This window comes from Nonomuraea sp. NPDC050202, assembly GCF_040656115.1.
Taxonomy (GTDB): domain Bacteria; phylum Actinomycetota; class Actinomycetes; order Streptosporangiales; family Streptosporangiaceae; genus Nonomuraea.
Map to the genome: position 1 here is coordinate 114,511 of NZ_JBFALF010000007.1, position 10,878 is coordinate 125,388.

General features: G+C 70.0%; 11 protein-coding genes. 3 read left to right on the forward strand and 8 right to left on the reverse strand.

Annotated features, from left to right (window positions below; all coding sequences use genetic code 11):
• Positions 1-52: 52 nt before the first annotated feature.
• Positions 53-658 (forward strand): TetR family transcriptional regulator, encoded by a 606-nt coding sequence (locus AB0I79_RS21560; protein WP_357875520.1) that lies wholly within the window; start codon positions 53-55, stop codon positions 656-658.
• On the opposite strand, the gene AB0I79_RS21565 is transcribed toward AB0I79_RS21560, so the two are convergent.
• The 4 genes from AB0I79_RS21565 to AB0I79_RS21580 are packed head-to-tail and all read right to left on the reverse strand — an operon-like array spanning position 652 to position 4,460.
• Positions 652-1,701 carry an ABC transporter ATP-binding protein gene (locus AB0I79_RS21565; RefSeq protein ID WP_357875522.1) on the reverse strand — a complete coding sequence of 350 codons (1,050 nt, stop codon included), beginning with the start codon at positions 1,699-1,701 and terminating at the stop codon, positions 652-654. The genes AB0I79_RS21560 and AB0I79_RS21565 overlap by 7 nt on opposite strands.
• Positions 1,688-2,467, reverse strand: a complete 780-nt coding sequence (locus tag AB0I79_RS21570; protein WP_357875524.1) for an ABC transporter permease — start codon at positions 2,465-2,467, stop codon at positions 1,688-1,690. The genes AB0I79_RS21565 and AB0I79_RS21570 overlap by 14 nt, the downstream gene beginning before the upstream one ends.
• On the reverse strand, positions 2,460-3,326 hold the full coding sequence (locus AB0I79_RS21575; RefSeq protein ID WP_357875526.1) for an ABC transporter permease: 867 nt from the start codon (positions 3,324-3,326) through the stop codon (positions 2,460-2,462). The genes AB0I79_RS21570 and AB0I79_RS21575 overlap by 8 nt, the downstream gene beginning before the upstream one ends.
• A gap of 12 nt (positions 3,327-3,338) precedes the next feature.
• Positions 3,339-4,460, reverse strand: a complete 1,122-nt coding sequence (locus AB0I79_RS21580; RefSeq protein ID WP_357875528.1) for a spermidine/putrescine ABC transporter substrate-binding protein — start codon at positions 4,458-4,460, stop codon at positions 3,339-3,341.
• Between the two features lie 382 nt (positions 4,461-4,842).
• On the opposite strand from AB0I79_RS21580, the gene AB0I79_RS21585 reads away from it, so the two are divergent.
• Positions 4,843-5,760 carry a phosphotransferase gene (locus tag AB0I79_RS21585; RefSeq protein WP_357875530.1) on the forward strand — a complete coding sequence of 306 codons (918 nt, stop codon included), beginning with the start codon at positions 4,843-4,845 and terminating at the stop codon, positions 5,758-5,760.
• The gene (locus AB0I79_RS21590; protein ID WP_357875532.1) at positions 5,757-6,716 is read left to right on the forward strand and encodes an SIS domain-containing protein; all 960 of its coding nucleotides are present in this window, start codon (positions 5,757-5,759) and stop codon (positions 6,714-6,716) included. The genes AB0I79_RS21585 and AB0I79_RS21590 overlap by 4 nt, the downstream gene beginning before the upstream one ends.
• On the opposite strand, the gene AB0I79_RS21595 is transcribed toward AB0I79_RS21590, so the two are convergent.
• The 4 genes from AB0I79_RS21595 to AB0I79_RS21610 are packed head-to-tail and all read right to left on the reverse strand — an operon-like array spanning position 6,717 to position 10,783.
• Positions 6,717-7,283 carry an ATP/GTP-binding protein gene (locus AB0I79_RS21595; protein ID WP_357875534.1) on the reverse strand — a complete coding sequence of 189 codons (567 nt, stop codon included), beginning with the start codon at positions 7,281-7,283 and terminating at the stop codon, positions 6,717-6,719.
• Positions 7,264-7,632: a DUF742 domain-containing protein gene (locus tag AB0I79_RS21600; protein WP_185109501.1), complete on the reverse strand. Its 369-nt coding sequence runs from the start codon at positions 7,630-7,632 to the stop codon at positions 7,264-7,266. Before AB0I79_RS21600 ends, AB0I79_RS21595 begins: the two co-directional genes overlap by 20 nt.
• 14 nt (positions 7,633-7,646) lie before the next feature.
• Entirely contained in the window at positions 7,647-8,069 is a 423-nt protein-coding gene (locus tag AB0I79_RS21605) for a roadblock/LC7 domain-containing protein (RefSeq protein WP_357875536.1), read from the reverse strand.
• Entirely contained in the window at positions 8,066-10,783 is a 2,718-nt protein-coding gene (locus tag AB0I79_RS21610; protein WP_357875538.1) for a nitrate- and nitrite sensing domain-containing protein, read from the reverse strand. The genes AB0I79_RS21605 and AB0I79_RS21610 overlap by 4 nt, the downstream gene beginning before the upstream one ends.
• Between the last annotated feature and the right edge of the window lie 95 nt (positions 10,784-10,878).

Consider the following 10,878-nt stretch of genomic DNA (forward strand, 5'->3'; position numbering starts at 1 on the left):
CACTATGGTCACGGCTAACTGAACAGCAGCCGAACGAGTGAAGGTGGTGAGGGTGGCTCAGCGCAAAAGCCGCAGCGACCGGCGGCTCGATCTGATCGAGGCCGCACGCAGGGCCATCATCCGCCATGGCATCGACGGTGTACAGCTCTCGCACGTCGCCGAGGAGGCCGGCCTGACCTCGGGCGCCGTGCTCTACCACTACCCCGATCTGAGCGAGTTGCTCGTCGAGGCGCAGCACGCCGGCATGGAACGTTTCTACGAGCAGCGGCTGCGCCAGCTCGCCACGCTCACCGACCCCGTCGAGAAGCTGGTCGTCACGATCAGGTCGGGGCTGCCCACCGGGCCGCTCGACCCCGACGTGCGCCTGCTCAACGAGCTGGGCGGCGCCGCCGGCCGCAACCGCGTCTACGGCGTCCTGCTCACCTCGCTCTACGACCGGCAGGTGTCGATGTACCAGGCGATCCTGGACACCGGGGCCGCGCTGGGGGTGTTCAGGCTGAGCGCCGACTCGGTGACGATCGCGCGCAACCTGGTGGCCCTGGAGGACGCGTACGGCTACCGCATCACGGCCAGGCACCCCCTGATCGGCCCGGAGGAGGCGGCCGAGCTCATCCTGTCCTACGCCCGCGCGGCCACGGGCAACGACCTGGCTCACTGATCGACCGCCATGATCACGGCGTCCTCGGCGTTCCAGCGCACCTTCACCTTGGCGCCGGGACGCACGGAGGCGGCCCCCTGCACGGCCACGAGCACCGGCTTGGGATGGCCGGGCACGTCCACGGAGATGTGCGAGACGCCGCCGTAGAAGCTCACGTCGAGGACCTCGCCGGCCAGCCCCCTGGTCGCGTTCCCGTCCGCCAGCTCGATCTTCTCGGGCCGCACCGCCAGCAGCGCCTCGGCGCCGGCCTCCAGCTCCGCCAGCGGGGCGCCGGCCAGCATGCCGAACTGCTCGCTCTTGATCCCGTCGAGGCCGCTGGCCTCGCCGCGGAAGAGGTTGTTGGCCCCGACGAAGTCGGCCACGAACGGCGAGCGCGGCCGCTCGTACAGCGAGATCGGCTCGTCCACCTGGCGTACGGAGCCGCTGTCGAAGACGGCGATCCGGTCGGCCAGCGACATGGCCTCCTCCTGGTCGTGCGTGACGACCACGAACGTGATGCCCACCTCGTGCTGCAGCCGCTTGAGCTCGAGCTGCATGTCGGCGCGGACCTTCTTGTCCAGGGCCGACAGCGGCTCGTCGAGCAGCAGCAGCCGGGGCCGCTTGACGATGGAACGCGCCAGCGCCACCCGCTGCCGCTGGCCGCCCGAGAGCTGGGCGGGCCTGCGGGAGGCGTGCGCGGACAGCCCGACCGTCTCCAGCACCTCGCCCACGCGCTGCTTGATCTCCTGGCGGGACAGCCGCTCGCGCTCCAGCCCGTAGGCCACGTTCTTGGCCACGGTCATGTGCGGGAACAGGGCGTACGACTGGAACATGAGGCTGATCGGCCGCCGGTTCGGCGGCCTGGACAGCAGGTCCTCGCCGTCGAGCGTGACCTTGCCCTGGTCCGGCGTCTCGAACCCGGCGATGATGCGCAGCAGCGTGGTCTTGCCGCAGCCGGAGGGGCCGAGCAGGGCGAAGAACTCGCCCTGGCCGATCTCCAGCGAGACGTCGTCGAGCGCGGTGACGTCCCCGAACCTGCGGGAGATCCCGTCAATCTTGAGCACGCGTCTCCCCGATCTTGGTCAGGCGCTGCCCGGCGATCACCGCCGTGAAGCTCACGAGGAGCAGGATCGCGGCCAGCGCATTGATCTTCGGGGTGACCCCGAAACGGATCATTGAGTAGATGACGATCGGCAGCGTCTGCTCGTTGTTGCCGATCGTGAAGAACGCGATCACGAACTCGTCCAGCGACAGCGTGAACGCCAGCATCGCCCCCGCCACGATGCCCGGCATCAGCTGCGGCAGCGTGACCTTCATGAACGTCGTCACCGGCCCCGCGCCCAGGTCTCGCGACGCCTCCTCCAGCGAGGTGTCGGTGCCGGTCAGCCGGGTGCGCACCACCGCCGCGACGAACGCCATCGCGAACAGGCCGTGGGCCAGCACCACAGAGTACAGGCCGAGCGTGAGCTGGATGGTGCCGTAGAAGACCAGCAGGCCGATGGCCAGCACCAGGTCGGGCAGCACGGCGGGCATCAGCGTCAGCGCGTCCATGACCTTGGACCTGGTGTACCTGGCCAGGCCGACGGCCAGCATCGTGCCGAGCACGGTGGCGATCAGGGTGGAGCCGGTGGCCACGATCAGCGTGTTGACCAGGCCGTCCCTGATCCGCTCGTCCTCGGCCAGCACGCCGTACCACTTGAGGCTGAAACCGTCGAAGGTGTACGCCGACTCGCCGGAGTTGAACGACATGACGACGAGCACGACGATCGGCAGGTACAGGAAGACGAACGTGAGCCAGAACGGCACGTACAGCAGCTTCGGTCTACGCACGGCGCGCCGCCCAGGCCTGCACGATGAGCAGCACGACCAGCACCGCGATGAGCGCCAGCGACAGCGTGGCCCCGAACGGCCAGTCGCGCGCCGACAGGAACTGGTTCCTGATCAGGTTGCCCACCATGATCGACTTGTTGCCGCCCAGCATCTCGGGGATGACGAAGTTGCCGAAGCTCGGCACGAACACGAACAGGCTGCCGGTCAGCACGCCCGGCACCGTCAGCGGCAGCGTGACCTTGCGGAACGTGGTGAACCCCGACGCCCCCAGGTTGGCGGACGCCTCGCGCAGCTGCGGGTCGAGCTTCTCGATCGCGGCGTACAACGGAAGCACCATCAGCGGCAGGTACGAGTACAGCAGCCCCGCCACGATCGTGCCCTGGTTGTAGAGCAGCTCGTACGGCCCCAGCCCGATCTTGGCCAGCGCCGAGTTCACCAGCCCCGGCCCGCTGAGCAGGATCGTCCAGGCGTAGACCCGGATGATGAAGTTCGTCCAGAACGGCAGCACGACCGCCACCAGTGCCAGCGTCTTCCACTTCTTCGGGAGCTGCGCGATCAGGTAGGCCGTCGGGTAGCCGATGAGCAGCGCGATCAGCGTCGTGAGCGCCGCGATCTTCAGCGAGTCGCCCAGCACGCCGAGGTAGAGCGGGTCGAACAGCCGCTCGAAGTTCTCGGTGGTGAACTCGTACACCACCCCGCCGAAGCGGCCGCGCTGGAAAACGGTGTAGCTGAACACCAGCGCCAGCGGCACCAGCATGAGCACGACCAGGTACGCCAGCCCTGGCGACAGGAAAACGAACGCGCCCAGCCAGCGTCCGCGGGCGCGGGACACTGGCTGGGTCTTGACTTCAGACTTCACAGCGGCAAAGGCTCAACTGGCCGTGACGTCCTGCTGGAGCCGGCTGTACTTGGTCGATGCCTGGCCCAGGTCGATGGCGGCCTCGCCGTTCAGCAGCTCGGCCGGCGTGATGCCGAGCAGCGAGCCCTTGGCGATCTTCACCTTCTCCATGGCGGCCTTGTTGGGCACCTTGTAGTTGATGTTCTCGGCCGCCCAGGAGTGGATCTCGGGGCTGAGGATGTAGTTGATCAGGGCGTGCGCGGCCTCCTTGTTCTTGGAGGACTTCATGATCACCATGGTGTCCACCCAGAGGTCGCTGCCCTCCTTCGGCACCGCGAACTCGATGTTGCCCTTGGCGTCGGTGGTCGGGCACCAGCCGTCCCACGCCTCGGCCATCACGGCCTCGCCCGAGATGAGCCGGTCACCGAAGGTGGTGTCGTCGTAGCGCAGCAGGTGCTGCTTCTGCGACATGAGCAGCTCCTTGGCCTTCTCGAGCTCCTCGTCCTTGTCGGTGTTGATCGAGTAGCCGAGCGACTTGAGCGCGGGCAGGGCCAGCCAGCGCTCGGTGGCGAGCATGGTGACCTTCTTGTCGGCCCAGGCCGGCGGCTTCAGCAGATCGTTCCAACTGGTGGGCTTGCTCTTCACCAGGTCGCTGCGGTAGCAGATGCCCGTCGTACCCCAGGTGTAGGGCACGGAGTACTTGTTGCCCTTGTCGTAGGACAGCTGGGTGGCCTCGGGGTAGAGGTTGGCCAGGTTGGGGATGAGCTCGTGGTGGATCGGCTCCAGCAGGCCCTGCTCGTTGAGCGCCTGGGCGTACTGGCCGGACACGAACGCCACGTCGATGCCGCTGTCACCGGGAGCGGTGAGCTTGGTCATCGCCGTCTCGTTGGTGTCGTGCGTCTGGATCTGCACGTCCTTGATCTTGAGCTCGGCCTTGGCCTTCTCGGGAAGCTCCTTGGGTGTGTAACCGTCCCAGACGGTGATGTCCAAGGTCTGCTGCGACAGGTCCGCGTTGGGCTTGAGCTGGTCGGCCGCCGCCGGCGCCGTACCATCTGAGCTTGACGACGACCCACCCCCGCACGCCGCGACGGCGAGCGCGAGTCCGGCCGCCGCGGCGGCGGCCGGGAGACGACGGGTGAACCGGGTACGGGACACGGCCGCTACTCCTTCTGAAATTTGTGCTGTTTGAGGGGTCGCGCGACCTTACCGGACACAGCGGACCAGACCAGGAGTGTTGCAGCAGAAATCAACATGAGCAAGACTTTTGATGACATTGCTACCTGGAAGTTTGGTCCAGCTGTTGAATTGGGATTCAATAAGTCGCCGCTTGATCTCTCTCGGTGAGAGGCCCCTCACCGCTCGAGATCGGGGGCTCACAACCGCGCTCCTGGCGCGGTTGGCGGACGGCGTGCCGCCGCCCTTCGCCGTACGACGCTTCCGCCCGCTGCCCACCTTCTCGCACGGTCCTGGAGATCTCCACACTGGGGCCCCAGGTGAACGGGATTTCGGATCACACGTCGACCAGACGAACTACTCGGTGGTGGTCGGCGAGCGCGTCGTGGTCAAGTGGCTCACCCCGCCCGTCCCGCTTCCCCATCCCACCCCCGAGATCTTCGCGCACCTCGTTGATTCAGGATTCAACGACACCGCGCCTCCCTACGCGGCCCTGACGGGCGTGCTGGAGGGCCGTGAGCACCTCCTGGCCTTGGTCACCGGCTACCTGCCCGAGGCCCGGGACGGCTGGGAGTGGTGCGTGGACGAGGCCGCGGCCGGCTCCGCCTCCTTCGCCACGGAGCTCGGCCGCCTCACCGCCGACCTGCACCTCGCCCTGTCCACCCTGCCGATCACGAGCACGGCCGGCGGTGCGGCGGGCAGCCGTACGGCGGCCAGGGCGTACGAGGCGCTGGCCGAAGCGCTGGCGCTGACCGGCGGCGACGACGGCGCGTGGCTGGCCACCAGGGCGGACACCATGCGCCAGGAGCTGGCAGCCCTGGAAACCGGCATCACCAGCCCCCTGATCCGCATCCACGGCGACCTCCACGTGGGCCAGATCCTCCAGTGGCGGGACGGCTACGCCGTCATCGACTTCGACGGCAACCCCACGGTCACCGACGCCGACCCCTACCAGCCGGCGGCCCGCGACGTCGCCCAGCTCACCACCAGCCTCGACCACGTGGCCCAGGTGGCGATCAAGAGAAGATCCACCCCGCCCGCGCACGCCGCCCGCTGGGCGAGAACGGCCCGTCAAGGCTTCCTGGCCGCGTACCGGTCCCGCCTGGCGGCGAGGAACAGGCCGGAACTGCTGGACGAGACCCTGATCCGCCCGTTCGAGGTGGAGCAGGAGTGCCGCGAGCTGATCTACGCCGCCCGCCACCTCCCCCGCTGGCGCTACGCCCCCATGGGCGTCCTGCACACCTGGTACGGAGAAGAACCCCGCAAGGAGAACATCGCGTGAATTCTGAGCTCTACCTCTCCGACCTGGAGTCCAAGCCGGAGCACCTGGCGGCCCTGGCCGACGAGCTCCGCACCGGCGACCCGTTCCGCGAGCTCCCGGAGCGCATCGACCGCGTCCTGTTCCTCGGCATGGGCAGCTCCCGCTACGCCGCCGGCGTGGCGGCCCTGCGCCTGCGCACCGCCGGGGTCAACGCGCACGCCGAGTACGCCTCCGCCGCCGCCGGCCTGCCGAACGCGGAGGGCACCCTGGTCATCCCGATCTCGGCCACCGGCACCAGCAGGGAGACCCTCGACGCCACGGCCAGGTACGCGGGCGGCCCCGCCTACCTGGCGGCCCTCACCAACCAGCCGGGCTCCCCGCTCGCCGAGGCCGCCGACCTGGTGGTCGACATGCGGGCGGGCGAGGAGCGCGGCGGCGTCGCGTGCCGGACGTTCCAGCACACGCTGGCCCTCCTGCTCGCCCTGGAGTCCAGGCTGACGGGCCGCACGAGCGACCTGCCCGCCCTGCTCGACCGGGCCGCGAAGGCCTCGGCCGACCTGCTGGACCGCAGGGACGAGTGGCTCCCCCTGGCGATGGAGCTGCTCGACGGCCCGGACGGCGTCTACACGATCGCCCCCGCCGAGCGGCTGTCGTCGGCGGAGCAGTCGGCGCTGATGTTCCGCGAGGGCCCGCGCCGCCCGGCCGACGCCTGCGAGAGCGGCGACTGGTCGCACGTGGACGTGTACCTCACCAAGACGCTCGACTACCGCGCGCTGCTCTTCCCCGGCTCCCGCTACGACGCCCAGGCCATGGACTGGGTGCGTCAGCGCGGCTCGACGGTGATCACCGTGGGCCCCGAGGTGCGGGACGCGACGGCCGCGATCCGGTACGCGGGCGACGACGACCCGGACGTCGCCCTGCTCACGGAGACGCTGGTGGCCGAGCTGGTGGCCGCCTACTGGTGGTCGGGACAGTAATCAGTACGACCGCACGGTCAGCGCGTGCTCGACCAGCGTGATCAGGGTGTTCTTGACGGCCTGCCGCGCACGCGCGTCCGTACGGACGATCGGCACGTGCGAGGAGAGCGTGAGCGCCTCCCGCACCTCGCTCTCGACGTGCGGGAACTCGCCGTCCCAGCCGTTCAGCCCGATCACGAACGGGATCGCGGAGTCCTCGAAGTAGTCCACGGCGGGGAAGCTGTCGGCCAGCCGCCGCGAGTCGACCAGCACCACGGCCCCGATGGCCCCACGCACGATGTCGTCCCACATGAACCAGAACCGCTGCTGCCCGGGCGTGCCGAACAGGTAGAGGATCAGGTCCTGGTCGAGCGAGAGCCGGCCGAAGTCCATGGCCACGGTGGTGGTGGTCTTGCCGGGGGTGTGCCCGAGGTCGTCGATGCCGTGCGAGGCGTCGGTCATCACCGCCTCGGTGGTCAGCGGCATGATCTCGGAGACGGAGCCCACGAACGTGGTCTTCCCCACGCCGAACCCGCCCGCCACGACGATCTTCGTGGAGGTGAGCCGGCTAGAGCCTGCGAAGTCCACTCAGCACCCTTTCGAGCAGTCCCCTGTCGGGCAGCCCCGCCTCGAGCTGCGGCTGGTACACCTTGACCAGCCCGTCCGCCTCCATGTCGGCGACCAGCACCCTCGCCACGCCGAGGGGGACGCTGAGCAGCGCGGAGATCTCCGCCACCGAGCGCACCTGCCGGCACAGCTCGCTGATCGCCCGGTACTCGCGCGCGTACGTGGTGCCGAGCTGCGCCGAGGTCGCCGACGACACCAGGGCCTCCATGGCCAGCTCCGTACGCGGAGTGGTGCGGCCGCCGGTGACGGCGTACATCCGGACGAGCGAACTTCGCTCGGGCTCCTGCTCACCGTTGTGCCACGATGCCATGGTTCACTCCCCACTCACCACTGGCGCGTGGCGGAGAGCTCCGCCCGTACGGCAGGTGTGAGCACCTGCCCCGCGCGCTCGACCAGGATCGTCATCTGGTACGCGACCAGGCCCATGTCGCAGTCGGGCGCGGCCAGCACCGCGAGGCAGGACCCGTCGCTGATCGACATCACCAGCACCAGGCCGCGCTCCATCTCGATGAGGGTCTGGGTGACCCCTCCGCCCTCGAACACCCGTGCCGCGCCCCCGGTCAGGCTCACCAGCCCGGCCGCGATGGCGGCGAGCTGGTCGGCGCGGTCCTTGGGGAAGCCTCTGGAGTACGCCATGGGCAGGCCGTCGGCGGAGACGACGACGGCGTGCGCCACGCCGGGAACCTCCTCGACGAAGCCGCTGACCAGCCAGTTGACGTCCCTGGCGGCCTGGCTCAGCTCCTTCATGAGTCCTCCTCGAGCTCGGCGCGCCCCTTGCGCACGCCCTGCTGGTAGCTGGCCAGCCTGCTGCGGAGACGGTCGGGGGACACCGGCAGCCCGGGAACGGGTGGCGGCGGCTGCGGGCTCGCGGTGCCCGGTACCAGGTTCGCTCGCGGAGTGCGCTTGGGCAAGCCCGAGCTCGTGGTGCCGTTCCTGGCGGGCTCGGCCGTCGCGTCGGCGGCCTGCCAGGCCTGGTCGGCCGGGGTGGTCCAGGCGGTGTCGCGGTGGTCGGCGGTGGGCGCGGGCTTGCTGAACCAGTTGCCCTCCTCGACCGAGGCGAAGATCGGCAGGTACTCGTCACCGCCGGCCGGGGACGGCGCGCCGGGCGGAGCGGGGAACGACGTGCTGGGGGTGGCCAGGTCGGGGAACGGCGGGCCCGGATCCCGGGGCGCGCCCGCGGGCGGCTGCTCGGCCGGGGGCGTGCGGGCCGAGCTGAACCAGGACGACGGCTCGGGCGCGGGCGGCACGGTGTCGAACGACGGGTGCCCGGACGACGGTCCTCCACCCGTGACGAAGGACGGATACCCGCCGGGCTCGAAAGACGGCACTCCGGACGGCGGCCCGGGATGCGTCCCCGACAGCGGCCCGGACGGCGGCCGGAGCACGGAGCCCGGCCGCGGCACGTCCAGCGACCCGTCCGGCGGCCCGTCCGGCGGCCCGTCCTGCGCCCCGTACGCGGCCCCGCCCCCCTGCCGCGGCACCTGCACCCGCGAGTTCGCCCCCGGCACCGCGGTCAGCAACATCGGCGGGATCAGCACCATGGCGGTCAGCCCGCCGATGTCCTGCCGCCTGAGCTGCACCCGGATGTTGTGCCGCAGCGCCAGCCGCCCGACCACGAACAGCCCCATCCGCCGCGACACCGACACGTCCACGACGGGCGGGTTGGCCAGCCGCCAGTTGGCCTCGGCCAGCTCGTCCTGCGCCATGCCGATGCCGTGGTCGGTGACCGACAACATCAGGCTGCCGCCGTCGATCCGGCTGCTGGAGATGATCACCTTGGTGTCGCGGGAGGAGAACGACACGGCGTTCTCGACCAGCTCGGCCAGCAGGTGCACCACGTCGGTGACGGCCTGCCCGGCGATGGCGACGTCGGACTGGACCTGGATGCTGACCCGGTCGTAGCTCTCGACCTCGCCGAGCGCGGCCCGGACGATGTCCATCAGCTCGACCGGTTCGCTCCACTTGCGCGCCGCCTCCTGGCCGGCCAGGACGAGGAGGTTCTCGCTGTTGCGGCGCATGCGGGTGGCCAGGTGGTCGAGCTTGAACAGGTCGCCGAGCCGGGCGTCGTCGCGCTCGCCCTTCTCCAGCTTCTCGATCAGCGTGAGCTGCCGCTCGACCAGCGTCTGGCTGCGCCTGGACAGGTTGACGAACATGGCGTTGACGTTGGAGCGCAGCGTGGCCTCGTCGCCCGCCAGCCGTACGGCCTCGCGGTGCACCTCGTCGAAGGCGCGGGCGACCTCGCCCACCTCGTCCTTGGAGAAGATCCCGATCGGCGGCACCTCCGCGGTGACCTCGCCGTCGCGCGACTCCCGCAGGTGCTGCACGAACTCGGGCAGCCGGCGGCCCGCGATCTCCAGGGCCTCGCCGCGCAGGCGGCGCAGCGGCCGGACGAGCGACCTGGCCACGCCGGTGGTGATCAGCAGGATGGCGACGAGCAGGGCGAGCACGGCGCCCGCGGTCAGGAACGCCCGCCCGCGCTCGTCGGCGCTGAGTGCCTCGCTGCGGGTCACGATGCCCTGGGCCTGGCGCTCCTCGACCTTGCGCATGGAGTCGACGACCACGTTCGCCGCGTCGAACCACTCCTTGGCGTCGTCGCCGCGGGCCTGGTCGAGCCCGCGCAGCGGCAGCCCCTTGGTGGCTCTGATCAGCACCAGCTCGCGCAGGAACAGCATGCGGTCGGCGGATCTGCCGTTGACGGTCTCGTCGAACAGGCGCCGCTCCTCCGCGGTGGCCTCGGCGGCGAAGCCCTTGCGCTCGGTGGCCTCCACGGACTGCTCGCCGAGGAAGCGCTTGAGCTGGTCCTGGTCGAAGGCGCCCTCGACGAGCACGACGGTGACCAGGGCCTGCTGGTAGGAGACGCTCTCCTTGGCCCGGGCGAGCCCGTCGAGCATGCTGGTCTGGCGGAACAGCTCGTCGTCCACGCTGCCCTTGACCAGCTCGTTGTGGACGGAGAGCAGGTCGCTGACCACGGTGGTGTAGAGCTCGACGGCCGGGCCGGGCAGCAGGTTGGCCTCCAGGGCCTGCTTGCGCAGCGAGCCGAGGTCGTCGAGGCGGTTGAGCAGGTTCTCGAGCTGGTCGGCGGTACGGCCGCTCGACTCGGTCATGAGCTGCCCGGCGATGCCGCGTACCGTCCTGGCCGCCAGGTCCACCTGGTCCATCTGGGCCCGCACCTCGGACAGCCCGTCGGCCGGCCGGTTGCGGGCGATGTACCAGGCGGTCTTGGCCCGCTCGCCGGAGACCAGGTGGGTCAGGCCGCCGAGCTCGGCGGAGAGCCGCGCGAACTGGTTGGTGCGGGCGTAGTCGGAGGCCGCGGACGTCGAGGCGAGCACCTGGATCCCGCCCAGCAGGACGGCCGCCGCGGTCGGCACCATGATGAGGGCGACGAGCCGCGCCCGGACACGCCAATTACGCAGCCGCCAGCGGCTCTCGCTGGCCTGCTTGACGCCCAGCTCTGTACTCACCGAACGCACCTCGCCCGAATCGGCGTATTTAAGGGGTCTGTGTCCTGGGGGAAATCAGCAAGTGCCGGTTATTTGAACACATGCTATGGCTCGTG

Excerpts from the sequence above, each read along its gene's own strand:
- AB0I79_RS21600 (WP_185109501.1), bottom strand. The coding sequence starts at position 7,632 with ATGGCATCGTGGCACAACGGTGAGCAGGAGCCCGAGCGAAGTTCGCTC.
- AB0I79_RS21605 (WP_357875536.1), bottom strand. The coding sequence starts at position 8,069 with ATGAAGGAGCTGAGCCAGGCCGCCAGGGACGTCAACTGGCTGGTCAGC.